General features: G+C 63.0%; 19 protein-coding genes and 1 tRNA gene. 13 read left to right on the forward strand and 7 right to left on the reverse strand.

From position 1 onward, the window contains the following. Positions 1 to 26 precede the first annotated feature (26 nt). Positions 27 to 620 carry a hypothetical protein gene (locus LAC81_RS00590; RefSeq protein WP_223726323.1) on the forward strand — a complete coding sequence of 198 codons (594 nt, stop codon included), beginning with the start codon at positions 27 to 29 and terminating at the stop codon, positions 618 to 620. Between the two features lie 77 nt (positions 621 to 697). Here LAC81_RS00590 and pgi read toward each other — a convergent pair whose 3' ends face one another. Together pgi and LAC81_RS00600 are read right to left on the reverse strand one after the other, a co-directional pair. Beyond that, a complete protein-coding gene (gene pgi, locus LAC81_RS00595) occupies positions 698 to 2,323 on the reverse strand; it encodes a glucose-6-phosphate isomerase (RefSeq protein WP_223726324.1) in 1,626 nt (541 codons plus the stop codon). A 138-nt stretch (positions 2,324 to 2,461) separates the two neighbouring features. Then, complete coding sequence (locus LAC81_RS00600) at positions 2,462 to 4,162, reverse strand: long-chain fatty acid--CoA ligase (RefSeq protein WP_223726325.1); 1,701 nt, start codon at positions 4,160 to 4,162, stop codon at positions 2,462 to 2,464. 344 nt (positions 4,163 to 4,506) lie between these two features. Between LAC81_RS00600 and LAC81_RS00605 the strand changes: the two genes are divergently transcribed. From LAC81_RS00605 to LAC81_RS00640, 8 genes are all read left to right on the forward strand, one after another. After that, a complete protein-coding gene (locus LAC81_RS00605; protein WP_223726326.1) occupies positions 4,507 to 5,730 on the forward strand; it encodes an MFS transporter in 1,224 nt (407 codons plus the stop codon). 188 nt (positions 5,731 to 5,918) lie between these two features. Continuing rightward, complete coding sequence (locus LAC81_RS00610; protein ID WP_113536766.1) at positions 5,919 to 7,079, forward strand: AI-2E family transporter; 1,161 nt, start codon at positions 5,919 to 5,921, stop codon at positions 7,077 to 7,079. A gap of 308 nt (positions 7,080 to 7,387) precedes the next feature. After that, on the forward strand, positions 7,388 to 7,474 hold the full coding sequence (kdpF, locus tag LAC81_RS00615; RefSeq protein WP_057248082.1) for a K(+)-transporting ATPase subunit F: 87 nt from the start codon (positions 7,388 to 7,390) through the stop codon (positions 7,472 to 7,474). Between the two features lie 84 nt (positions 7,475 to 7,558). Beyond that, a complete protein-coding gene (gene kdpA, locus LAC81_RS00620) occupies positions 7,559 to 9,268 on the forward strand; it encodes a potassium-transporting ATPase subunit KdpA (RefSeq protein WP_223726327.1) in 1,710 nt (569 codons plus the stop codon). 13 nt (positions 9,269 to 9,281) lie between these two features. Beyond that, positions 9,282 to 11,399, forward strand: a complete 2,118-nt coding sequence (kdpB, locus tag LAC81_RS00625; protein WP_223726328.1) for a potassium-transporting ATPase subunit KdpB — start codon at positions 9,282 to 9,284, stop codon at positions 11,397 to 11,399. 2 nt (positions 11,400 to 11,401) lie between these two features. Then, a complete protein-coding gene (gene kdpC, locus LAC81_RS00630) occupies positions 11,402 to 11,971 on the forward strand; it encodes a potassium-transporting ATPase subunit KdpC (protein WP_223726329.1) in 570 nt (189 codons plus the stop codon). Between the two features lie 8 nt (positions 11,972 to 11,979). Continuing rightward, complete coding sequence (locus LAC81_RS00635) at positions 11,980 to 14,676, forward strand: sensor histidine kinase (RefSeq protein ID WP_223726330.1); 2,697 nt, start codon at positions 11,980 to 11,982, stop codon at positions 14,674 to 14,676. After that, positions 14,673 to 15,365 (forward strand): response regulator, encoded by a 693-nt coding sequence (locus tag LAC81_RS00640; RefSeq protein ID WP_223726331.1) that lies wholly within the window; start codon positions 14,673 to 14,675, stop codon positions 15,363 to 15,365. Before LAC81_RS00635 ends, LAC81_RS00640 begins: the two co-directional genes overlap by 4 nt. A gap of 30 nt (positions 15,366 to 15,395) precedes the next feature. Here LAC81_RS00640 and LAC81_RS00645 read toward each other — a convergent pair whose 3' ends face one another. Both LAC81_RS00645 and ampC read right to left on the reverse strand, forming a co-directional pair. Next, positions 15,396 to 16,673: an alpha/beta hydrolase gene (locus LAC81_RS00645; protein WP_419195788.1), complete on the reverse strand. Its 1,278-nt coding sequence runs from the start codon at positions 16,671 to 16,673 to the stop codon at positions 15,396 to 15,398. A 193-nt stretch (positions 16,674 to 16,866) separates the two neighbouring features. Next, a complete protein-coding gene (gene ampC / locus LAC81_RS00650; RefSeq protein WP_419195789.1) occupies positions 16,867 to 18,039 on the reverse strand; it encodes a class C beta-lactamase in 1,173 nt (390 codons plus the stop codon). A gap of 532 nt (positions 18,040 to 18,571) precedes the next feature. On the opposite strand from ampC, the gene LAC81_RS00655 reads away from it, so the two are divergent. The 3 genes from LAC81_RS00655 (at position 18,572) to LAC81_RS00665 (ending at position 20,277) form a co-directional block, all read left to right on the forward strand. Continuing rightward, positions 18,572 to 18,823, forward strand: coding sequence for a glycine zipper 2TM domain-containing protein (locus tag LAC81_RS00655; RefSeq protein WP_223726333.1), 252 nt, complete (start codon positions 18,572 to 18,574; stop codon positions 18,821 to 18,823). 17 nt (positions 18,824 to 18,840) lie between these two features. Then, positions 18,841 to 19,191 (forward strand): EF-hand domain-containing protein, encoded by a 351-nt coding sequence (locus tag LAC81_RS00660; protein WP_223726334.1) that lies wholly within the window; start codon positions 18,841 to 18,843, stop codon positions 19,189 to 19,191. A gap of 399 nt (positions 19,192 to 19,590) precedes the next feature. Continuing rightward, complete coding sequence (locus tag LAC81_RS00665; protein WP_223726335.1) at positions 19,591 to 20,277, forward strand: VOC family protein; 687 nt, start codon at positions 19,591 to 19,593, stop codon at positions 20,275 to 20,277. 102 nt (positions 20,278 to 20,379) lie between these two features. On the opposite strand, the gene LAC81_RS00670 is transcribed toward LAC81_RS00665, so the two are convergent. Next, positions 20,380 to 20,455: transfer RNA gene (locus tag LAC81_RS00670), tRNA-Thr, on the reverse strand. 76 nt (positions 20,456 to 20,531) lie between these two features. After that, complete coding sequence (locus LAC81_RS00675; protein WP_223726336.1) at positions 20,532 to 21,542, reverse strand: NAD(P)H-dependent flavin oxidoreductase; 1,011 nt, start codon at positions 21,540 to 21,542, stop codon at positions 20,532 to 20,534. Between the two features lie 336 nt (positions 21,543 to 21,878). Here LAC81_RS00675 and LAC81_RS00680 point away from each other — a divergent pair, with 336 nt between their 5' ends. Beyond that, a complete protein-coding gene (locus LAC81_RS00680; RefSeq protein WP_223726337.1) occupies positions 21,879 to 23,090 on the forward strand; it encodes a biotin transporter BioY in 1,212 nt (403 codons plus the stop codon). A 105-nt stretch (positions 23,091 to 23,195) separates the two neighbouring features. On the opposite strand, the gene ppk2 is transcribed toward LAC81_RS00680, so the two are convergent. After that, positions 23,196 to 24,092, reverse strand: a complete 897-nt coding sequence (ppk2, locus tag LAC81_RS00685) for a polyphosphate kinase 2 (RefSeq protein ID WP_223727868.1) — start codon at positions 24,090 to 24,092, stop codon at positions 23,196 to 23,198. Positions 24,093 to 24,217: the final 125 nt, after the last annotated feature.

Here is a 24,217-nt window from a genome sequence, read left to right on the forward strand (position 1 = left end):
GTCAATTATGATTTTGGTATCGCGCCATGCCTTTTCGTTTTCTCAAAAACCCTTTCCTTTTCCTGCTGTTGAACCTGCTTGCCGCCTGCGCGGCACTGAACGTCGGCTCGATCGACAAGTTGTCGAGGCTCGACCCCTCGAAGACCAATCCGGCCGACCTTCGCGTCGCGCTCGCCGTACCGAAGGAGCTCGTCCTGAGGCGAGGCGATGCCACGCTGGGGCTCTCCTGGCGGGACGGGAATGCTCCTCCGGAGAGCCAGAACTATGCGCTCGACGTTCAGGTGGGAGGGGCGTCGAGTTCCGTACTCGCAGACCGCATATCTTCGGGCGAGACGCTCTACGTTTTGGCGCTCGCCGAGACTGATGCCGCACGTTTGCGGGTGCTGCAGGCGAAGATCGCATTGGCAAAAGGGGACGAACCCGGCAACCGGGGCAGCCTGTCGGTCAATTTCTCGGGCGGCTGCTGGCATGGTGACTTCCCGGCGGGCCGCAAGGTCAAGGTCAATGCCTGGATGCGAATGACGCCGGACACGGACTATTTCCCGGTGCTGTCGAATCTCGATCTGTTGCAGGTGCTGAAACCGGAGGGCACCACGGCGCTACCGGCCTGCGCAATATGATGAGGCCCGAGGTGCGCGCGCGCCTCGGGCCTTTTTGCTTAGACCTGTGCGGTTCCGGATGAACCACTCGGACCTGGTTAGTGCGCGGCCTTCAGCAAGGCTGCCACCAGACCTGCGGTCGAGGAATCGTGACCGGCTGCACCCTCCTTGCCTTCGACAACAGGAAGCAGGCCGGTTGCCAGCTCCTTGCCGAGCTCGACGCCCCACTGGTCGAAGGAGTTGATGTTGAACAGCGCACCCTCGACGAAGACGCGGTGTTCATAAACGGCAATGAGGCGGCCGAGCGCGAAGGGATCGAGCTGGTCGTAGACGATCGTCAGCGACGGGCGGTTGCCGGTGAAGACGCGGTGCGGAGCAATCTTGTCGGCCTTGGCATCGGCCATGCCCTTGGCGGTCAGCTGTGCCTTGGCCTCGGCAAGCGTACGGCCCTTCATCAGCGCCTCGGACTGTGCCAGGCAATTGGCAATCAGCAGTTCGTGCTGGTGGCGCAGGTTCTTCTCGTGGCCGTTGGCGGCGATCATGAACTCGGCCGGGATGATGTCCGTGCCCTGGTGGATGAGCTGGTAGAAGGCGTGTTGGCCATTGGTGCCGGGCTCCCCCCAGACGACCGGACCGGTCGAGTAATCGACCGGCGTGCTGTCGAGCGTTACCGCCTTGCCGTTCGATTCCATATCGAGCTGCTGCAGGTAGGCCGGGAAGCGCGACAGGCGCTGGTCATAGGGCAGGATCGCGCGCGAGGGGTAGCCGAGCACGTTGCGATGGTAGAAGCCGAGCAGGCCGAGCAGAACCGGAATGTTCTGGCGGATCGGGGCGGTGCGGAAATGTTCGTCTATGGCATGACCGCCATCGAGGAAGCGGCCGAAATTCTCCTTGCCGACGGCGATCATCAGCGGCAGGCCGATCGCCGACCAGATCGAATAGCGCCCGCCGACCCAATCCCAGAAACCGAAGACGCGGGCCTGGTCGATGCCGAAGGCGGCCACCTTGTCGAGTGCGGTCGAGACGGCAGCGAAGTGATGGCCGACAGCGGCCTCGCCGAGCTTGCCGGCAATGAAGGCGCGGGCGGTCGCGGCATTGGTCATCGTCTCGATGGTGGTGAAGGTCTTCGAGGCGATGATGAAGAGCGAGGTTTCAGGATCGAGGAGCTTCAGCGTGTCGGCGATATGGGCGCCGTCGATGTTGGAAACGAAGTGTAGGCGTGGACCATCATGGAAAGGTGCGAGCGCCAGCGTCGCCATGACGGGGCCGAGGTCGGAGCCGCCGATGCCGATGTTGATGACGTCGGTGATCTTCTTGCCGGTCGCACCCTTCAGCGCTCCCGAGCGGACGCCGTCGGCGAAGGCGCCCATGGCGGCAAGCACACCGTTGACGTCGGGCATCACGTCCTTGCCGTCGACGAGGATGGGGCGGTTGCCGCGGTTGCGCAGCGCCGTGTGCAGCACGGCGCGCTCCTCGGTGATGTTGATAATGTCGCCGCGGAACATCGCGTCCCGCTTCTCCTCGACCTTGGCCGCCTTGGCGAGCGCTTCCAGGCCGTCGAGCACCCTGTCGTTGACGGCGCATTTCGAATAGTCGAACAGCATATCGCCGAGCGTGGTGCTGAAGCGCTGGAAGCGATCGGCGTCGCTGGCGAAGGCCGCGCGGATATCGGTTGCGTTGGTCTCAGAGGCGGTTGCTTTGAGTTGGTCGACAAGCGCTTTCATAGCGGGACTCCTTGGTCGGACAGTGTGTCGGACAATCGCCTGCGTAGCTATTCGCTTTAAGCCGCTCAAATCAAGCCCGCAAAACCGCCGAAATGGCGGTTTTCAGGATTTTTTAAATCGTTTGAATTTTGGACTAATCTACCCGCGCAGATCCTTGCGCAGGATCTTTCCGACATTGGTTTTCGGCAATTCGGTGCGGAATTCGACGTAGCGGGGGCGCTTGTAGTTGGTGAGGTTGGCGGCGCAGTGACGCTTGACGTCGTCCTCCGTCAGCGCGGGATCCTTCTTGACCACGAAAAGCTTGACGGCCTCGCCGGAGTGCTCGTCCGGGATGCCGATCGCGGCGCATTCGAGGATGCCGGGATGGGTCATCGCCACTTCCTCGATCTCGTTCGGGAAAACGTTGAAGCCCGAGACGAGGATCATGTCCTTCTTGCGGTCGACGATCTTGACGAGTCCGGCCGCGTTCATGAAGCCGACATCGCCCGAGCGGAAGAAGCCGTCCGGAGAGATCGCCTTGGCGGTTTCATCAGGCCGCTGCCAGTAGCCGGCCATCACCTGCGGGCCGCGGATGCAGATCTCGCCGACTTCGCCGATCGGCAAGGTGTTGCCTTGGTCGTCGCGGATCTCGACATCGGTGGACGGGATCGGCATGCCGATCGTGCCGGTGAACTCGGTTGCGTCGAGGATGTTGGCCGTTGCCACAGGCGAGGTCTCCGAAAGGCCGTAGCCTTCGGCGATCGAGCACCCGGTCATCTGCTTCCAGCGTTCGGCGACCGGGCGCTGGATCGCCATGCCGCCGCCGAAGGTCAGCATCAGCGACGAGAAGTCCAGTTTCTGGAACTCCGCATTGTTCATCAGTGCGTTGAACAGCGTGTTGAGGCCGGGGAAGATGTTGGTCTTGTGCTTGCCGAGTTCCTTGACGAAGCCCGGAATGTCGCGCGGATTGGGGATCAGGATGTTGTTGCCGCCGGTGGCAAGCCCCATCAGCGAATTCACCGTGAGCGCGAAGATGTGATAGAGCGGCAGCGCGCACATGAAGACGAGGTTGTCGGGGCGTGCGCGCGAGCGAAAGGCCGTCTCGAACCAGATTTCCATCTGCGCCATGTTCGACAGCAGGTTCGAATGGGTGAGGGTCGCACCTTTCGAGACCCCGGTCGTGCCGCCGGTATATTGCAGGAAGGCGACATCGCTTGCGGCAACGTTCGGCTTCTTCATTGTGCTGCGGCCGCCCTTGGCAAGCGCGCTCTTGAAGGGGAGGTGGCCAGGGATCGACCAGGCGGGAACCAGCTTCTTGATCCGGCGCACCACCAGATTGACGATCGCGCCCTTCAGGCCGAGCATGTCGCCCATCGTGGCGACGACGACATGCTTGACCGAGGTCTTGTCGACCACCTGCTGCACCGTATGTGCAAAGTTCTCGAGAACGAAGATCGCCTTGGCGCCGGAATCGACCAGCTGGTGCTGCAATTCGCGCGGCGTATAGAGCGGGTTGACATTCACCACGGTGAAGCCGGCTCTGAGAATGCCGTAGACGATGACCGGGTTCTGCAGGATGTTGGGCATCATCACCGCGACGCGATCGCCCTTGGCAAGGCCAAGGGACTGCAGCCAGGCGCCGATCTTGGCGGACTCGGCATTGAGATCGGCAAAGCTCAGCGACTTGCCCATGCAGGTGAAGGCCGGACGGGTCGAATAGCGGGCAACGGCGTGGTCGAAGAACTCGCCGATCGATTTATAGGGCAGGGGGCCGATTTCGGCGGCTATTCCGGGTGGATAGGATTTCAGCCAGACCTTGCCTGGGCTGGTACCCGTTTGTTGTGCGCTGACTTCCGCCATGACCTCTCTCCCTCTGGTCGCCACAGGCTGGCCTGCTCGCGGCCTGAGAAAATCCCTCCCGACCTTCTCATGCCGATGAAGATGATGCTTTTGATACACCTCTTCAAGCTGAGATTCGGGATTATATAACTTTGACGTAAACGTCAACAAAGCTTACGGTTAACAGGCACGAGCCGCGCTCCCGAAAAAGTATGACGAGAGCCGCAAAAGCTTTGCCTGCCAAGGAAAAACACTGTATTGCATTGCAGCATATCCTTGTTGGTTCGATCCGACATCTGCCGACATATTCCCCAGACTCTTCTCCGGTCTTCTCCCCTCGGGCCGGACGACGCAGGCCATTGCTCATGTGTGACGAAGCTTATTCTTCCGCCGTCGAACCGCGCCGGGCGCGCGTCTCCGCTGCCGAAGTGGCGCTCGCCGTCGGCGGCTTCGGGATCGGCACCGGCGAATTCGCCATCATGGGTCTATTGCCGCAGGTCGCCGATGATGTTGCTGTTTCGGTGCCGCGAGCCGGGGCCGTGATCAGCGCCTATGCGCTCGGCGTCGTCGTCGGTGCGCCGTTGATTGCGGTGCTGGCCGCCCGCTTCTCCCGCTTCCGCGTGCTGCTCGCGCTGATGCTGATCTTCGCCGTCGGCAATTTCGCGAGTGCAATCGCGCCGGACTTCTACACGCTGATCGCCGCGCGCTTCTTCGCCGGCCTGCCGCATGGTGCCTATTTCGGCGTTGCCGCCCTGGTTGCGGCCGGTCTCGCGCCGCCGCACCAACGAGCCCGCGCCGTTGGCCGGGTGATGATGGGGCTGACGATCGCCACCCTTTTCGGCACGCCGCTCGTCGCCTGGTTCGGCCAGGCCCTCGGCTGGCGGTCCGCCTTCGCGATCGTCGGCGGTATCAGCCTTTTGACCGTGGCGCTGACCTTCGTCCATGTGCCGCGCGACAAGGGCAATCCGAAGGCGACGCCGCTCCGTGAATTGGGAGCGCTCGGCAAGCTGCAGGTCTGGCTGATGCTCGGCATCTGCGCCATCGGCTGCGGCGGCATGTTCGCGGTCTTCAGCTACATCACCCCGGCGCTCACCGAAGTTGCGGGTGTTTCGCTTGCCAATGTGCCGATCATGCTGTCGGTCTTCGGCGCCGGCATGATCCTCGGCAACATCGTCGGTGCTCGGCTTGCCGACTGGGCGCTCTTGCCGGCGATTGGCATCGCCATCGTCTTCAACATCTTTGCCTATGTGCTCTTCTACTTCACCATGGGCAATCCGTGGATCGCCATCGTCAACGTGCTCTTCATCGGCGGCGGTTTCGCGGTGGTGCCGGGCGTGCAGACGCGGCTGATGGATGTCGCCGGCGAGGCACAGACATTGGCGGCGGCACTCAGCCATTCCGCCTTCAACCTTGCCAATGCGCTGGGCGCCTGGCTTGGCGGCGCTTCGATCGCTGCAGGTTATGGCTGGACCTCCACCGGTCTTGTCGGTGCCGTTCTCGGCGTTGCCGGCTTCGGCATCTTCCTCGCATCCGTCTTCGTCGACCGTGCTCAGCCCGCTCGCCTGGCCGCAAAGCCTGCGGCGGAATGACCGGCTTTGCCGAAAGAAGGCCTGGAGAACTTGCACCCTCCTAAATTTTTCTGTCATGTCCCGCCGCTAGCGTCGCTTATGGCCCTGAAACTACCGTAAAGCAGGGGCAAAGGGGCGGCGCGCGGCACTAGGCAGGCTGGCAAGGCCGCGGGTTTGTTGTAAGCTCGTCGGAAGACGGAGGATCATTGGTGCAATTGGGTAATCGCGAACGAGAGAACTTTGCGGTGGAGCCACGGCTCCTCGGGCACACAGCCATTTCGCGCCATGCCCTTGTCGGCCCGATGACCGCTGCCCGCTGGATGCTGGTCTTCGTTCTCCTTGCGGGCGTCTATTTCTTCCATGGCTTCGTGGTGCCGGTGCTGGCCGCCGTCGTCATCGGTTTTGCCAGCTGGCCGATCTATCGCCGGCTGCTTGCCGCCGTGAACGGCAATCGCACGCTTGCCGCGACCATCGCCATCGTCTGCGTCATTTCCTTCATCGTCGTGCCGATCTCGATCGCCGCCGTCTATGCGGTCGATGAAGTGCGCGATTGGGTCGTCTGGGCGGTCGAGACCAATGCCAACGGCGCACTGGTCCCTGCCTGGTTGTCCGGTATCCCGGTTGCCGGCGCCTGGCTCGGCGAGCAATGGGTGAAGCATATCGGTCATCCGGGTGCGCTTGGCGAACTCGTCCAGCTCGTCAGTGGTTCCAACATCGGCAATATCTATCGTGGTGTTCTGGTTGTCGGTGCCTCGACCTTCCACGCCTTCCTGACGCTGCTGTTCATGCTGATCACGTTGTTCTTCGTCTATCGCGACGGCCATTCCTTCTCCGGCCAGCTCGATAAGCTTGGCGAGCGCATCTTCCCGATGCGCTGGGAGCGCCTGTCGCGAGTCGTGCCGCTGACGATCAGCTCGACGGTCACGGGCATGGGCATCATCGCCATCGGCGAAGGCATCGTGCTCGGCGTTGCCTACTGGCTTGCCGGCGTGCCGTCGCCGGTTACGCTCGGCATCATCACCGGCCTCATGGCCCTCATTCCCGGCGGCGCGCCGCTCTGCTTCACCCTGGTCTCGGTCTATCTCGTCGCCAGCGGTTCTCCGGTTCACGGCATTGCTCTGTTTGCCTGGGGCACGACCGAACTCTTCATCGTCGACAAGACGCTGCGGCCGCGCCTCGTCGGTGGACCGATCAAGCTCCCGTTCCTGCCGACGTTCTTCGGCCTCGTCGGCGGTGTGAAGACCATGGGCTTCCTCGGCCTCTTCGTCGGTCCGGTGCTGATGGCGCTGCTGGTGGCCATCTGGCGCGAGTGGATGCGCGAAGTCACCGCCCCCACCGAAACGAACGTCAACCACATCATCAAGGGCTAGGCGCATTCGCGCCAAGCCAGCGGCCGCAAATGCGCGGCCGCGCGGATGCGTTCAACGTCTCGCCGATACGCGGACATTGATCCGATCCTGTGTTCCCCGAACCGGAGACAGCGGGCGTCTTTACCTTTTCCTTATGCGCCCTTCCAACCATCGCAATCGATAATTGACCCGTCACGGGCGCAAGATTCGGACCTCAACAGTCCGGAGTATTTGCATGTCCGATGTTCTTTTCCTCGCCGCCGGCATTGGCGGCTTTGTCGTGTTCGCGCTTTATGCGCGCGCGCTGAGCCGTCTTTAGGAGGGTCACTATGTTCGAAGCCCTGATCGGTCTCGCTGTCGCCGTCGCGCTCGCTGCCTATCTCGTCGTCACCCTCGTTCGCCCGGAACGGTTCTGATCCCGGCCGAAGGGTTCGCACCCGTGCCGTTCGCATCAGCCGGGCGTGTTTGCGCCGTCCGGCCGCCCTTAGCGGAGTAATCTCATGTCTATCATCGGGTGGCTGCAGATCAGCCTCCTTTTCGCCGCCGTCCTGATCGTCATCAAGCCGCTGGGGCTTTACATGGCGCGGGTCTTCTCCGGTGACCGCAACGTCTTTTCACCCATTCTCGGTCCCGTCGAGCGCGGCCTTTATCGCGCTGCCGGCGTCGATCCGAACAAGGAACAGGGCTGGCTCGCCTATACGATCTCGATGCTGGCCTTCAGCCTCGCAGGCTTCGTCTCGCTCTATGCGATCCTGAGGCTGCAGGCCTTTCTGCCGATGAACCCGCAGGGCTTCGTGGGCATGCCCTCCGATCTTGCCTTCAACACGGCGGTCAGCTTCGTCACCAACACCAACTGGCAGAACTACGGCGGCGAAACGACCCTCAGCCACTTCAGCCAGATGGCCGGATTGACGGTGCATAACTTCGTCTCGGCTGCGACCGGTATCGCCATGGCGCTCGCGGTCACCCGCGCCTTCGCCCGTTCGAATGCCGCAACCATCGGCAATTTCTGGGTCGATCTCACCCGTTCGACGCTCTATGTGCTCTTGCCGATCGCGGTCGTCATGGCGCTCGCCATGGTCTGGAGCGGTCTACCGCAGACCTTCCACGCCGACCTCACGGCAACGACGCTCGAGGGCGCCAAGCAAACGATCTCGATCGGTCCGGTCGCAAGCCAGGAGGCGATCAAGCAGCTCGGCACCAATGGTGGCGGCTTCTTCAACGTCAACGCCGCTCACCCCTTCGAGAACCCGACGGCGTTTTCCAACTACCTCAACATCTTCGCGATGCTGTCGATCTCGGCAGCGCTCGTCTACACCTTCGGCCAGATGGTCGGTAACCGTCGTCAGGGCTGGGCCTTCATCGCCGTCACCGCAATCCTTCTGATTTCCGGTGTTGCCGTTGTCTATTGGGCGGAATCCCAGGGCAACCCGATCCTGACCGCGCTCGGTCTCGATGCCACGCAGGGCAATATGGAAGGTAAGGAAGTCCGTTTCGGCCAGGCGATGACGGCGCTCTACGCGGCTGTCACGACCGGTCTGTCGGATGGCGGCGTCAACGGCATGCACGGTTCGCTGACGGGGCTCGGCGGCCTCGTGCCCATGTTCCTGATGCAGCTCGGCGAGGTTCTACCCGGCGGCGTCGGTTCCGGCCTCTACGGCATGGTCGTCTTCGCGATCCTCGCCGTCTTCGTCGCCGGCCTGATGGTCGGCCGCACGCCCGAACTGCTCGGCAAGAAGATCGAAGCGCGCGAGATGAAATACGCGATGTTCGCGGTGCTCATCTTGCCGGTGACGATCCTCGGTTTTGCCGCCGTCTCCGCCATGCTGCCCTTCGCGGTCGCGAGCATCGGCACCGCCGGGCCGCACGGCCTGTCGGAAATCCTCTACGCCTTCACCTCCGCCGCCGGCAACAACGGCTCGGCCTTCGGTGGGCTGACCGGCAATACGCCCTGGTACAACACGACACTCGGCCTCGCGATGCTGCTCGGCCGCTTCGCCTATGCCGTTCCGGTCATGGCGATCGCCGGCGCCATTGCCGTCAAGACCCGCGTGCCGGCGTCCAAGGGTACCTTCCCGACCGACACGCCGCTCTTCGTCGGCCTGCTCGTTGGCATCATCCTAATTCTCGGCGGGCTGCAGTTCTTCCCGGCGCTCGCTCTCGGTCCCATCGTCGAGCATTTTTCGATGCTTGCCGGCCAGACCTTCTAAAGGAATTCGACACATGTCTTCCAAACCAGTTGCTCCCAGTCTTCTGGACCCGGCCATCCTCCTGCCGGCGGTCAAGGCGGCGTTCGTCAAGCTCGATCCCCGCCAGCTCGTGCGCAACCCGGTGATCTTCGTCACCGAGGTGGTTGCGGCCGTGGTTACCGGCTTCTTTGTCCGCGATCTTGCAACCGGCAGCGGCAGCCCGCTCTTCTCCGGGCAGATCGCGGCCTGGCTGTGGTTCACCGTGCTGTTTGCCACCTTCGCAGAAGCCGTCGCCGAAGGGCGCGGCAAGGCACAGGCCGACAGCCTGCGTCGCACCAAGTCCGAACTGACGGCCCGCAAGCTGGTATCGGCAGAAGGCCGCGAAACCCAGGAGATCCCGGCGACATCGCTGAAGGTCGGCGATCTCGTGCTGGTCGAAGCCGGGGACCTGATCCCCGGCGACGGCGAAGTGGTCGAGGGCGTCGCCTCCGTCAACGAAAGCGCCATCACCGGCGAATCCGCGCCCGTCATCCGAGAGTCCGGCGGCGACCGTTCGGCCGTCACCGGCGGCACGCAGGTTCTGTCCGACTGGATCAAGGTGCGCATCGCCGTTGCCCCCGGAAACACCTTCGTCGATCGCATGATCGCGCTGATTGAAGGCGCCCAGCGTCAGAAGACCCCGAACGAGATCGCACTGTCGATCCTGCTCTCGGGCCTGACGCTGATCTTCCTCGTCGCCGTCGTCACGCTCTGGGGCCTTGCCGGTTATTCCGGTACCGTTCTCTCGGTCACTGTGCTTGCCGCCTTGTTGGTAACGCTGATCCCGACCACCATCGGTGGTCTGCTTTCGGCAATCGGCATTGCCGGCATGGACCGCTTGGTCCGTTTCAACGTCATCGCCACCTCCGGCCGCGCTGTGGAGGCTGCCGGCGACGTCGATACGCTGCTGCTCGACAAGACGGGCACGATCACCTTCGGCAATCGCATGGCCGCCGACTTCATGCCGGTCCCCGGCGTGACAGAGGCCGAACTTGCGGATGCGGCGCTGCTTGCCAGCCTTGCCGACGAAACGCCGGAGGGGCGCTCGATTGCTGCACTTGCGACCGGCGAGTTCGGCCGTCAGACCCCGGATGTGTCGCTTCCCGCCTCGGAAAAAGGCGAAGTCGTGGCGCTCGCCGTCGGTGGTGGCGCAAGCCCGGCCGGCACGACCCGGATCGACGCCGTCATCCCCTTTGCCGCGGAAACCAGGCTCTCGGGCGTCGACTTCGGCGGGCGCCGGCTGCGCAAGGGTGCTGTCGATTCCATCCTGAAGTTCACCGGCATCCGCGACGAGAACGTGCCGAACGAGTTCCGCCGCGCCGTCGACCAGGTGGCGCGCACCGGCGGCACGCCGCTTGCCGTTGCCGACGGTCCGCGCCTGCTCGGCGTCATCCATCTCAAGGACGTAGTGAAGCCCGGCATCAAGGAGCGCTTCGCGGCCCTGCGTGCCATGGGCATCCGCACCGTCATGGTCACCGGCGATAACCCAGTGACGGCGGCGGCCATTGCCTCTGAAGCGGGCGTCGACGACTTCCTCGCCGAAGCGACGCCGGAGGACAAGCTTGCCTATATCCGCCGGGAGCAACAGGGTGGCCGCCTGATCGCCATGTGCGGCGACGGCACCAACGACGCCCCGGCGCTCGCCCAGGCCGATGTCGGCGTCGCGATGCAGACAGGCACGCAGGCCGCCCGCGAGGCCGCCAACATGGTGGACCTCGATTCCAGCCCGACGAAGCTCATCGAGATCGTCGAGATCGGCAAGCAGCTGCTGATGACCCGCGGCTCGCTCACGACGTTTTCGATCGCCAACGACGTGGCGAAGTACTTCGCCATCATCCCGGCGCTGTTCATTACGACCTATCCGGCACTGGCCGCGCTCAACATAATGGGCCTCGGCTCGCCGCAATCGGCGATCCTCTCGGCGGTCATCTTCAACGCGCTGATCATCGTCGCGCTGATCCCGCTGGCGCTGAAGGGCGTCAGGTATCGGCCGGTCGGCGCGGCCGCCCTGCTGCGTCGCAACCTCGTTGTCTACGGCCTCGGCGGCCTTCTCCTGCCCTTCGCAGGCATCAAGCTGGTCGACCTCGCCGTCAACGCATTCAATCTGGTGTAACCATGCTGAATCAACTTCGCCCCGCCATCGTGATGATCGTGCTTCTGTCTGCCATCACCGGCCTTGCCTATCCCTTCGCCATCACCGGCGCCGCGCAGGTGTTGATGCCCGCTCAGGCAAACGGCAGCCTCATCAGGAAGGACGGCACCCTGATCGGCTCCGCGCTGATCGGCCAGAACTTCACGTCCGACAAATACTTCTGGCCGCGCCCATCCGCGACCGGCCCGGAGGCCTATAATGCCGGTGCGTCGAGCGGCTCCAATCTCGGGACCACCTCGGTCAAGCTGAAGGATCGCGTCGCCGCCGACGTCGAGCGGCTGAAGTCCGCAGGCCTCGCCGGCGAAATCCCCGCGGATGCGGTGACGACATCCGGCTCCGGCCTCGACCCGCATATCACGCCGGCTTACGCCGATGCGCAGGTCGCTCGCGTCGCCAAGGCGCGCGGCCTCGCCGAGGCGGATATCGCCGCCATGGTCGACAAGGCAACGGAAGGCCGCCTCTTCGGGATCGTAGGCGAGCCGCGCGTCAATGTGCTAGAACTGAACCTGGCTCTTGATGCGCCTCAAACCTGAGACAATGAATGCCCGACAGTGAACGCGACGCCAAAAGTCGCCCCGACCCAGACGCCCTGCTGGCGCTCGCTGCACAGGACCGTCGGGGAAAACTGACCGTTTTCCTCGGCGCCGCCCCCGGCGTCGGCAAGACCTATGCGATGTTGATGCGGGCACGCCGACTGAAGGAAGACGGCGTCGATATCGTCATCGGGCTGGTCGAAACCCACGGACGCAGCGAAACCGCCGCGCTGGTCGAGGGTCTGGAAATCCTGCCGCGCCGCGATGTGAACCATCGCGGCCGTGTGCTTTCCGAATTCGATCTCGATGCGGCCCTTGCCCGGCGACCCAAGATCATCGTCGTCGACGAGCTTGCCCACAGCAATTCGGCTGAAAGCCGGCACCCGAAGCGTTACCAGGATATCGAGGAACTGATCGCCGCCGGCATCGATGTCTGGACCGCGCTCAACATCCAGCATCTCGAAAGCCTCTCTGACATCGTCGCGCAGATTGCGGGTGTGCCGGTGCGCGAACGGGTGCCGGACACGGTGTTGAAGCGCGCCGACGACGTGCTGCTTGTCGATCTGCCGCCGGCTGAGCTGATCGAGCGGTTGAAGGAGGGCAAGGTCTATCTGCCCGACAGCGCCAAGCGCGCGGTCGACCGCTTCTTCCGCCTCGGCAACCTGACGGCCCTGCGCGAACTCGCGCTTCGGCGCACCGCCGACCGCGTTGACGACCAGATGGTCGACTATCTCAAGCAGAATGCGATCGAAGGGATCTGGGCGAGTGGCGAGCGTCTGCTGGTCTGCATCGGTTCCGATCCACTCTCCGAAAAGGTGGTGCGCACCGCAAGCCGGCTGGCCGAGGGCTTGAATGCTCCCTGGATCGTCGTGTTCATCGAGCGCGCCGACCGCGAGAGTGGCGATGGCGAGGACGTCCGCCGCCTCGACGAGACCTTTCGCCTCGCCGAACAGCTGGGCGCTGAGACGCGCCGCATCATCGGCAACGACTTCGTCGAGGAAATCCTGAAGCTTGCGCGTCGCGAACACGCAACGCAAATCGTCATCGGCGCCCGCCGTCAGTCCCTCCCGATGCGGTTGTTTCGCCAGCCGCTTCCCGATGCTCTGGCGGAGCGGGTGTCCGGTGTCGGTATCCACCTCGTCACCGATCGCGAAACGGTGCCGGCCAAGCGGCGATCCACCGTCAAAAGGTCCCTGCCGCCGGGGCTCGGACGCGCCATCGGCATCGCCGCCGGGTCGGTGGGGGCGGCAACTGCGATCGGTCTGCTGCTCGGCCGTTTCGTCGTTCTGCCCAACATCTCGCTGCTCTATCTGCTCGCCGTGCTGGCGTCTGCGACCTATGCGGGCCACGTCGCGGCGATCGCGGCGGCGCTGTTTTCGGTGCTCGCCTACAATTTCTTCTTCATTCGGCCGACCGGCACTTTCACAATTGCTGAGCCGCACGAGGTCTTCGCGCTCGTCATCTTCCTTGCTGCCGCCGCCCTTGCCGGCAGCCTGGCATCGCGGGTTCGCGAACAGGCAAAGACGGCGCGCCGGCGCGCTGCTGCAACCCAGGCGCTCTATGATTTCTCCCGCAAGCTTTCCGGTACGGCCAAGGCCGACGACGTGCTTTGGGCGGCGGTGACGCAGATGCAGTCGACGTTGAAGCGCAGCTCGGCGCTGCTGTTGCCCGAGGAGGGCGATCTGCAGCTGAAGGCTGCCTGGCCACCGGATACGGAGCTCGACGTCACCGATATCATGGCGGCGCGCTGGGCAATGGACAAGCAGGAGCCGGCCGGCAACGGAACCGGCACGCTACCGAACAGCCCCTTCCACTTCCGCCCGCTGACGAGCCCGCACGGCGTCGTCGGAGTCTGTGGTTTCATCCAGGCCGACAAGCCGCTGGAGATCAACGAGGAGCGCGCGCTGGCCGCGATCCTCGACCAGACGGCGATTGCCGTCGACCGGGCGCGCTTGTCGCGCGAAAGCTTGGATCAGGCGGCAAAACTTGAGGGCGAGCGCTTTCGCGCGGCCCTCCTGTCGTCGATATCCCATGACCTTCGGACGCCGCTTGCCACCATCACAGGCGCCGTCACCAGCTTGCGCCAACTTGGCGACCGCATGCCGCCGGAAAGCCGCGACGATCTGTTGAAGTCGATCGAGGAAGAAGGTGGGCGGCTGACCCGTTTCGTCGCCAACCTGCTCGACATGACCCGCATCGAGGCGGGTACTGTCAACGCCAAGCGCGATTGGGTCGATGTCGCCGACGCGGTTCGAGCTGCCGTCGATCGTGCCCGCAAGTATTTCCCTGACCGCGAGATCGAAACCAGCATCGCGCCCGATCTGCCCCTGATGCGCGGCGACAGCGTGCTTCTCGGGCAGGTGCTCTTCAACCTGCTCGACAATGCCAACAAGTATGGCGGTGACGAGCCGATCAGCATCTATGCCCGCTCGGACGGCAAAGAGATCGTGCTGTCGGTGACCGATCTCGGCAAGGGCATCGCGCCCAAGGATCTCGAACAGGTCTTCGAAAAGTTTTTCCGCCGCGGCAAGGCGGATGGCCGCACGCCAGGTACGGGCCTCGGGCTTTCGATCGCCAAGGGTTTCGTCGAGGCAATGGGCGGCCAGATCAAGGCGGAAAGCCCGGCGCTTCGCCGCCGCGGCACGCGCATTTCCATGCGCTTTCCCGCCGCCAAGCCTGAAATATCCGAAAAGGACCGTGCATGAGCGTGGAGCGTATCCTCGTTGTCGACGACGAACCCCAAATCCAGCGTTTTCTGAAACCGGCCCTCAGCGCCGCCGGCTACGATGTTCGGGAGGCCATGACTGGTGCCGAGGCGCTGAAAGCGGCTGCGACGACGGCCCCGGATGTCGTCATCCTCGATCTCGGCCTGCCCGATATGGACGGCAAGGAAGTCATCGCCAATCTGCGCGGCTGGTCGCAGGTGCCGATCATCATCCTTTCGGCCCGCGACCGCGAAAGCGAGAAGATCGCGGCGCTGGACCTCGGCGCCGATGATTACATCGAAAAACCCTTCGGCATCGGCGAGCTGACCGCCCGCATTCGAGCTGCCCTTCGCCATCGCGTGCAGATGGAAGGCGGCCAGACCCAGCTTTCCGCCGATGGCGTGTCGATCGACACGATCAAGCGGGTGGTGACCAAGGACGGCGAACCGGTGCGGCTGACGCCGAAGGAATATGACCTCCTGGTCATGCTCGCCCATCACGCCGGCCGCGTCGTTACCCACAAGACGCTGCTGACCTCGGTCTGGGGCGTCGCGCATGGCGAAGACCTGCATTATCTGCGCGTCTTCATCGGCCAGCTGCGCGGCAAGATCGAGCGTGACCCCGCCGACCCGAAGATCATCCGCACTGAGCCGGGCGTCGGCTATCGTTTCGTCGGCGACGAAGGTTGACGGCAGGCTGCCGCCAAAAACGGCGGCCGCTTACTTGATCTTCACCGGCGTCGGCACGTCGGTCGCCAGCGTTTCGCCGACGACTTTCTTCTTCTTGGGGGTCGGCATCGGGTTTTCGAGCATCGATACCGGCGCCGATACGGTGGCTGCAGCAACATTGCCGACGTTTCTTGCCGTGCCGGCAACGACTGCCGCAATGCCGGTTCCAACCGAGATGTCGGAGTCCGTGAGTGTCTGGCCCGTAGCCAACCGTGTGCCAATGAGCTGGACGATTTGCGGGCTTTCCGCGAATTTTCCGTGGTGGAGGCCATCCGCCGATTTGACCTTGGTCAGGTCGATTGCGGTGATGCCGGCCCGTTCCAGCTGGCTGCGGTAGGGCTCGGCAGAAGGATCGATCGCTCCGAGGCGGGAAACGTCGCCGGAAATGAAGCTGGAAAGCGCCAGCGCGCGGTCGTCCTGCGAAACGAAGATCGTGAATTTGGGCCGCTTGTGGCCCATCTCGACGAACTGCTTGGCGAAGACGTCGAGGTCGATGTCGGGCGACGCGAGGATGACGTTCTCGATCTTGGCGGGCACGTTGCCGTCACGGATACCCATCTGCCGAAGCGTCTCCATGGTCAGCCAGGTCCCCATCGAGTGGGCAAGGATGGTAATGCTCTTGACCTTCGGCGCGTCGGAAAGCTTCTTCAGGATGTCTTCAAGCGCCGTGCGCGAATAGTTCGTGCTTTCCTTGTCGTAGTTGTAGTCGAACACATTGGCGCGCGAAGGCCAGGTGAAGAGAACCGGCGTCGCCTTGACGTCCGAGTCGTGGACGATCTGCGCGAGCCGGTAGACCGAATCCTCGTAGCGGTTGTTGAAGCCGTGCACGAAGACGAAGGCATTGCCCTCGACGTCGTGCTGCAGGAACCAGGACTTGGCCTCATCGAGTGTCTGGAGCTGACGCACGCGGGTAACGGCGAATTCCTTGGTGGGATCCGGGGGCAGCTTGCGCGGCCACTGCACGGTGCCTGACTTGCGTGCCGTGTCCGGCGGGATCGAGACTGCGACGTCGGTCAGGAAGGTATTGGCGTCACGTTCGCCGGAAAACAGCGTTGCCGGGTCACCCGAGGGTTCACGCGTCGTTGCGACCAGCATGTCGACTGTGGATGCGCCCGGGACCGGAGCCGTGAGTGCAATGGGTGCCATCACGCCTTTGGCATGGCCGCCGCAACCGGCAAGCAACGCCAGGGTCGCCAAGACAAACACTATTCGTCCTTTGCCTGCGCATTTGTGCCGCAACGAACCTTGAAACCCCACCCGCCCGAACATCGGCATCCCCACATACGCCTGAACTCGACTGCATCTGATCGCGCTTTCGCGAAACGAAGATGACAACACTCGGCGTTAATATGCAAGCGCGCGCTTATTGAAGTTTCGCTACAGGGTTGTTGATGAACGCAGATTCCCCCGTGGCGAGACTGCCGCAACACGGGGGGTCGTCTTTATCGAATGCTCCGGCTGCCTATTCGGACGCGGCAGCCAGCGTTTCCAGGATCGCATGCGCCGCCTTGATCCGCTCGGGATTCGGGAAGCTGCGGTTGGCAAGCAACACGACGCCGATCTTCTTTTGCGGCACGAAGGCGACGTATCCGCCAAAGCCGTTGGTGGATCCGGTCTTGTTGTAAAGCGTCGCGCCCCCCGGACGCTTCGGGGGGATCAAGGCCGTAACCGGGTTGGCCTCGAGTGCCATGGCACGGGAGTTGCCGTCGAGCAGCCGCTCAAGCGAAACCGGATAGGGGTATTGTTCCCAGCCGAGGCCCTGGACCATTTTCTTGGTGTCGAAGTAGCCGACATGCGTTCCCTCGATGGCGCGGCGAACGGTGTCATCGAACTGTTCCGGCCTGATGTTGGCCTCGACGAAGCGGATCATGTCTGCCGCCGACGATTTGACGCCATAGGCTTCCGCATCGAACATGCCCGGGTTCACCCGGATCGGCTTGTCAGCCTTGCCGTAGCCCCAGGCGTAATCGTTCATCGCGCGCGCCGGCACGATGACATAGCTGTGCTTGAGGTTGAGCTTCGGGAACAGCACGGTCTCGAGCGCAGTTGCGAAGCTGCCGCCCATCGCCAGACCCGCGACATGGCCGAAGAGGCCGATGCTCGGGTTGGAGTAACGGCGCCTCTTCCCCGGTTCGGCGGCGGGTTTCCAATCGCGGAAGTAAGCCACCATGTCAGCGTCGCTTTTGACCGCGTCGGGGAACTGCAGCGGCAGGCCGCCTGCAGTATAGGTGGCGAGATTGAGGAGGGTCGCCTTGTCGATCGCGCTGCCGCTGAGATCTGGCATGTACTTGCCCGGATGGTCGTTAAGGGAAAGCTTGCCGAGCACCTGCGCATAGGATGCGAGCGTGCCGGCAAAGGTCTTGCTGATCGAACCCAGTTCGAACACCGTGTTTTCGGTGACGGGTGCTTTCGTTTCCTTGGACGCGACGCCGTAATTGGCGAAGTAATTCCGGCCATTGACGGTGACCGCGATCGCGACGCCCGGCACCTTGTATTCGCGCATGATCGGCTTGATGGCCTTGTCCACGGCGGCAGTAATCCGGGCCTGCTCGTCGTTCTCGGCGAAGGCGGTCGTGGCAAGCGAAACGAGGATTGTAGTAGCAAGGCCTAATTTTGTTATCGTCATTCTATCCATTCGATCTGTTCTTTCTTGTGCGGCCGGGATGTCACTGGCTGGACCCGGGAGGGGGCGTCGGGCCCAAAAAGCGACGGATAGCCGGATCGGCCCGTTGAGCGTGCCTTACGCCCGATGGTCGCCCGGCGAGCTTCGGGCAAAAGCAAGGGGCTGTGCCCGGGGGCAAGCCAGACCTAGGCCGCTCCTCGCCATGTCACAAACGATGATATTTCGCAGGAGACCCAAAAAAATCTAGGGACAGAGCTTCCTGCCGTTTGGCGGGCGTGGCCGAAGAGGGTGAGGGTTACTTCAGGTGGAAAAGCTAATACTACGTGGAACATTGTCATCGCCGGTCGCTAAGGGTAGTATTCGCCCCGCAAGTTTGGGGTCTTTGTCTCCGGACTCTGTGTTTTATTCGTGAGCTGCTTCTGATTGAACAGAAGAGCCTCCCTTATCCTGGGAGCATACTCGGAAGCTTATTTACATCTGACGCCACTCAATGGCGCCTCCGCCCGATCTCTATTCTAAACAGACGGCCATATTGGAGGATAAAATGAGCAAGCAGACCGTAACAATCATTCTTGCCGGCGCCCTAGCCTTGTCCGGGTGCCAATCGGCCTACGTGTCGAAGAGCGGCCCGACGGGCAACGAATTCGGCTGCATCGCCGGAACGGTGGGTGGCGCGATCGTCGGCGGCCTGATCGGCTCGACGATCGGCTCAGGCACCGGTCAGCTCTGGGCGGTTGGCGGTGGCGCCACGCTCGGCGCTGCAGCCGGCAATGCGCTGACGTGCCACTACTATTGATCACGGAAGGTTGAGGGATGAGAAAGCTCGTTCTTTTGAGCGTCCTTGTATTCTGTCCGGCTGGTCTCGCTGTCGCGCAGCAGGCTGCAACGATGAACCAGGGGCAGATGGATGCGCTCGACCGCAACAAGGACGGCGCGGTCGATCGGTCCGAGTACGAGGCCTTCATGACCACGGCCTTTGCGAACCTGGACAAGAACAAGGACGGTAACCTTACCCCCGACGAGACGAAACAGGCGCTCAATGCTCAGCAGTTTGCCGCCACCGATGCCAATAGCGACGGCAAGATCACCCGGGCCGAATTTCTGGACCGGGTGATGGCGGACTTCAAAACGGCGGATCGCAGCGGCGACGGCAATCTGAAGTGATTCTCCCGGGCGGAGGCGGGTCTGCGGCGACGTCCGCGGACTCCGTGTCTGGCGACAGAAGCTTGACTCGGTGGGTGACCGGTCGACTACCGGTCACCCACCGATGGCATGCGCGCTAAGTTGCCGAAGTGAGACTGCGGAGGTCGACTCAACGGCATCGGCTCGATCACGAACACCCAGATTGCGCCCCGGTAGGGTGCGCCGGCTTGATGACCTTCGTCACGGCATGCCTGCCAATTCAACTCCTCCTCAGTTTCAACCACGCGCGCCGGGATCGACGAGGAACCCTCGTGCACGCCGAGGTCTCCTGTCGGCCGTGGCGAATTGGTGCCACGGGCGGCTTGACCTCAACTTAACTTGAGGTCGTAACACGGTGTCCGATAGAGCCAAATCGATTCGATGGGATCGGATTTCATGCGTATAGATAAACTGACACTCCCTGCATCGGATATCTCGAAGAGCGCCGCGTTCTTTCGTGACGTGCTGGACCTGCCGGTAACCGGGAATTCCATCCAGGTGGGGTGGAGCGAAATCCGTCTGATCTCTGCGACGGAAGAGGCGCCGCGTGGCGTGCACATGGCTTTCAATGTGCCCTATGATCGGTTTGGTGCCGCAGTGGACTGGCTGAAGGAGCGAACGCCTGTCCAACGGGTACCGGATGGCAGGGAATGCTTCGTTCTTGGCGGACATTGGCAGGCAAAGTCTATCTACTTCGACGGTCGCGACGGCTCGGTGCTGGAGTTGATCGGCCGTCGCAGGCTGGCCGGCCTCGCCGGAGATCGACCGTTCAGCGGGGCTGATTTATCCTGCTTGAGCGAGGTCGGGTTGCCGACCGAAGATGTCGCGAGCCTCGTTGCCGAGTGCCTCAGGGCGTTCGGGATGGCAACGCTCGGACCGGCCTCGTCCGGTTTTGCCGCGATCGGTAATGATGAGGGGCTGCTGATCGCCGTCGAACCAAGCCGGTCATGGTTTCCGCAAAAGCGTCAACTGCCGAGTGCGCAAGGCCTGGAAATTACGTTGGCTGGCGTGGACGCACCTGGAGCCATGTCGGACCCGAAATATGGTTGGAAGATCCGCGCCGATTAGCGCCGTTCCGGGGCCAAGTCGTGCAGCAGCGTCGCCCCTCGGACGGGGATAGCTGAGCCATTGCCAAGCCGGCAATTTCAATACTGATTTCCGAGAGAAGAATGGTGCCGCTTACGTGACTCGAACACGTGACCCCATCATTACGAATGATGTGCTCTACCGACTGAGCTAAAGCGGCCCGGAGGCAGTTCCGCGGACGTCCGCGGAACGAATGTGAGGCGCTGATAAACGCAAAGCGCCAAGATTTCAAGCCATCAGTTTCGAGAACTTGAAAATTCCTTGTTAGTTGCCGCGACGGGCTTGGCGTTCAGGCCGAGGCGGGTGCGGGCCGCGTCGTATTCGCGCTCGAGCCGGTCGACCAGGCGGGCGACGGAGGTCACTTCCTTGACCGCGCCGATGCCCTGGCCGCAGCCCCAGATATCCTTCCAGGCCTTGGCGCCTTCGGTTGCCGCGCCGAAGTCCATCTTTGACGGGTCTGCTTCCGGCAGATTGTCCGGATCCATGCCGGCCGCAGCGATCGAGGGCTTCAGGTAGTTGCCGTGAATGCCGGTGAAATAGTTGGAGTAGACGATGTCGCCGGCGTTGCTGTCGACGATCATCTGCTTGTAGGCGTCACTGGCGCGCGCCTCCTCGGTCGCAATGAACGGAGAGCCGATATAGGCCATGTCGGCGCCCATAGCCTGGGCTGCCAAAATGGCGCCGCCGGTGGCGATCGCGCCGGAAAGCAGCAGCGGCCCGTCAAACCAGGAACGGATTTCCTGGGTGAGGGCGAAGGGGGAGAGCGTGCCGGCATGGCCGCCGGCGCCGGCGGCAACCGCGATCAGGCCATCGGCGCCCTTGCGGATCGCCGAATTGGCGTGGCGGTTGTTGATGACGTCATGCAGCACGATACCGCCATAGGAATGGATCGCGGCATTGACCTCGGGCACGGCGCCGAGCGAGGAAATGACGACCGGGACCTTGTATTTGATGCAGAGCATCAGGTCCTGCTCGAGGCGCGCGTTCGACTTGTGCACGATCTGGTTCACGGCGAAGGGTGCTGCGCGCCGGCCCGGGTTCCGGGCATCGTGATCGGCGAGCGTCTCGGTGATCTCGGCGAGCCATTCGTCGAGTTGCGATTGCGGGCGTGCGTTCAGTGCCGGAAAGGCCCCGATCACGCCGGCCTTGCATTGGGCGATCGTCAATTGCGGATTGGAGATGATGAACAAAGGCGCGCCGACGACAGGCAGTCTCGTCGTTCCGGAAAGAATTGGCGGAAGCGGCATCGGTTTCTCCATCCCTCGTGGCGCATCAAATTTTGACGTTTGCGTAAACGTCAAAATAGATAGCAGCAAGTTCATTGCTTGCAAAGAGGTGGTTTTCGCGCCGGCGACGCGGGCTTATCCTGCACGATGCCCGCGAAGTTGTCGCGTTTTCCCCGGGCTTGGCCGGTCGACTGGACCGCCGGACTTGCAGATTCCGAAAGCAGCAGTTACGCAATTGTTAACAAAACCAACGGCGTGCCTCCAGATTTAACCGTTAGGCCCCTGGAGACAGATCGAGGAAGTAGCGGCTAGAGCGCGCCGGCAGGCCCAAAGCCCTGCCTACACAGAGGACTTGATGTGAGCGGACTTGAGACTGCGATCAGAAATGCACTTGAGCGCTCCGACCGCGCCAGCGCGGAAACACGGGCGCGCATCTACCAGTCGGCCCGCCAGGCACTGGAAGCCGGGCTGCAGAAGCAGGGAATTGAGGACGTCAACGTCATCGCCCAGCAGCGCCATCGGCTGGAGGGGGTAATCCATGCAATCGAAACCGAGGAGCGAGCGGCCCTGAGGGCGCGACAGCCCGCGCCTCCCGTCACCCCTCCTGTCGCTAGTGTCGACGCCGCCGTCCGCGCTCGTGACCCGGAGCAGGGGCGTGTCGAGCCGCAATCTCAACCGCAGTCCAGGCCTCAGGTCCAACCGCAGTCGCCGGCGGCAGACCGCCGCGAGCCGGGTTTCGCCGCCGATGCGTCCCGTTCCGCAGGCAATGATGGCGGGCTCGGTGGCCTTCGCGCCGATCGTGACGGCCCGGTTGTCTCGACCCGTGCGGCCGCGGATACGGCGGCACGGGGCGCAGAGGCAACTGCCGCCGCGCCCGAGGTTCGCGGGGATACGGATCGCAAGCGCCGCCGCAAGCGCAGCCGTTTCCTGTCTTTCACCATGGTCGTCGTCACCCTGGCCGCCGCGGCCGGAGCCGCTGCCTGGTGGGTGCAGACCAATGATCTCCTGAAATCCGCGGCCGAACGCGACACCAATGTCGCCAACCCGCCGGCATCGGTGGCTTCTGAAGATTTCGACGGTGCCGCCGGCCTGCAAACGCTCGGCGCCCAGCAGGGCTTCACCGGTGACTGGGTGGAAGTCTTCGCGCCCGCAAACACGTCTGCCATCGCAGCCGGCGCGCGCGCCAAGGCTGAGCCGGTGGACGACGACGGTGGCAAACGCATCCAGCTGACGTCTTCGGTCGCCGAAACGGAAGGCGACATCACCATCGAGATCCCGGCGACGGTCCTGGCGCAGCTTTCCGGAAAAACCTCGACCATGGCGCTGACGGTGCAGGCGCAGCCCGGCAAGACGACCGAGTTTGCTGTCGAGTGCAATTTCTCTTCGCTCGGCGAATGCGGCCGTCATCGCTTCACCGTCCACGACGAGCGGCTCGACATGCTGTTCAAGATCACCTTCGATCGCAGCCTCGCGCCGAACTCCGCCGGCCGGATCGTGATCAACAGCGATATCAGCGGCGAGGGCAAGAGCCTCAACCTCTACGCCATCCGCGTCCTTCCGGGCCAATAAGGCCCCGCTCGACCGCCTCGGCGTTCCTAAACACCCGAGCGCCAGCCGGGCGACCATAGCGGCGCCTCGTCCGGGCCGCCGCTCTCGGCCGCTATCGCCTTGGCGTTACTTCAGGAAACCAGGGCCGGACCCGATGATCTTGTCGTCAATCTCACCGATCGCGCCCTTGTCCTTGCCGTCATAATCGAGCGTGGAGAGGATGTGGCGGATGAGGTTGAGGCGCGCGCGCCGCTTGTCGTTGCCACGCACGACGGTCCAGGGCGCATGGTCCGTGTGCGTTGCCTTCAGCATCTCGTCGCGCTTGGCCGTGTAGTCGTCCCATTTGTTGAGGGCGGCGATGTCCATCGGCGAGAGCTTCCAGATCTTCAGCGGATCGTGGCAACGATCGTGGAAGCGCTTGAGCTGCATCTCTCGGCCGATATTGATCCAGAATTTGAAGAACTGAATGCCCTCGTGCACGATCATCTTCTCGAAGCGTGGCGCCTGCTTCAGGAACTGCTTGTGCTCCTCGGGCGTGCAGAAGCCCATGATTGGCTCGACGCCGGCGCGATTGTACCAGGAGCGGTCGTAAAGCACGAATTCCCCAGCCGTCGGCATGGTCGCGACATAACGCTGAAAATACCATTGCCCGCGCTCGGTCTCTGTCGGCTTCGTCAGTGCCACGATGCGCGCCCAGCGGGGGTTCAGGTTGCCCATGGTCGCTTGGATCGCACCGCCTTTGCCGGCTGCGTCGCGGCCCTCGAATAGCGCGATGATGCGTTTTCCGGTCTTCTGCTGCCAGAGCTGAACCTTGACGAGCTCGATCTGAAGCTTCTCCAGTGTCTCGAGATATTCGTCGTCGTCGAGCTTCTTCTTGTAGGGAAAGTCATCGGACGAAAACGCTTCGTCGTCGATCCACTTCGGCAACTCGGGATTGTCGATGTCGAAAATGCGGCTCTTGCCGCCGATCTGCAGTTCCACTGCGCGGCTTTCAGGCTTTTCCGTCCTCTCCGCTAACGCCATGTACTCGCCCTTTCGGCTTGGCGCACGGGCCCGAAAACCGGCTTCGATCATCGGCAGGATCATGCGCGTTTTCAAACTTCTGTAGGCCCAGGCAGCGTTGAAAAGACGCGGTGCTCAGGGCTCGA

Origin of the sequence: Ensifer adhaerens, assembly GCF_020035535.1 — a bacterium.
In the GTDB taxonomy this organism is placed as follows: Bacteria; Pseudomonadota; Alphaproteobacteria; order Rhizobiales; family Rhizobiaceae; genus Ensifer.

Coding starts and splice junctions, on each gene's coding strand:
- LAC81_RS00590 (WP_223726323.1), top strand. CDS start 27: ATGCCTTTTCGTTTTCTCAAAAACCCTTTCCTTTTCCTGCTGTTGAAC.
- pgi (WP_223726324.1), bottom strand. CDS start 2,323: ATGAAAGCGCTTGTCGACCAACTCAAAGCAACCGCCTCTGAGACCAAC.
- LAC81_RS00600 (WP_223726325.1), bottom strand. CDS start 4,162: ATGGCGGAAGTCAGCGCACAACAAACGGGTACCAGCCCAGGCAAGGTC.
- LAC81_RS00605 (WP_223726326.1), top strand. CDS start 4,507: ATGTGTGACGAAGCTTATTCTTCCGCCGTCGAACCGCGCCGGGCGCGC.
- kdpF (WP_057248082.1), top strand. CDS start 7,388: ATGTTCGAAGCCCTGATCGGTCTCGCTGTCGCCGTCGCGCTCGCTGCC.
- kdpA (WP_223726327.1), top strand. CDS start 7,559: ATGTCTATCATCGGGTGGCTGCAGATCAGCCTCCTTTTCGCCGCCGTC.
- kdpB (WP_223726328.1), top strand. CDS start 9,282: ATGTCTTCCAAACCAGTTGCTCCCAGTCTTCTGGACCCGGCCATCCTC.
- kdpC (WP_223726329.1), top strand. CDS start 11,402: ATGCTGAATCAACTTCGCCCCGCCATCGTGATGATCGTGCTTCTGTCT.
- LAC81_RS00635 (WP_223726330.1), top strand. CDS start 11,980: ATGCCCGACAGTGAACGCGACGCCAAAAGTCGCCCCGACCCAGACGCC.
- LAC81_RS00640 (WP_223726331.1), top strand. CDS start 14,673: ATGAGCGTGGAGCGTATCCTCGTTGTCGACGACGAACCCCAAATCCAG.
- LAC81_RS00645 (WP_419195788.1), bottom strand. CDS start 16,673: ATGTTCGGGCGGGTGGGGTTTCAAGGTTCGTTGCGGCACAAATGCGCA.
- ampC (WP_419195789.1), bottom strand. CDS start 18,039: ATGGATAGAATGACGATAACAAAATTAGGCCTTGCTACTACAATCCTC.
- LAC81_RS00655 (WP_223726333.1), top strand. CDS start 18,572: ATGAGCAAGCAGACCGTAACAATCATTCTTGCCGGCGCCCTAGCCTTG.
- LAC81_RS00660 (WP_223726334.1), top strand. CDS start 18,841: ATGAGAAAGCTCGTTCTTTTGAGCGTCCTTGTATTCTGTCCGGCTGGT.
- LAC81_RS00665 (WP_223726335.1), top strand. CDS start 19,591: ATGGGATCGGATTTCATGCGTATAGATAAACTGACACTCCCTGCATCG.
- LAC81_RS00675 (WP_223726336.1), bottom strand. CDS start 21,542: ATGCCGCTTCCGCCAATTCTTTCCGGAACGACGAGACTGCCTGTCGTC.
- ppk2 (WP_223727868.1), bottom strand. CDS start 24,092: ATGGCGTTAGCGGAGAGGACGGAAAAGCCTGAAAGCCGCGCAGTGGAA.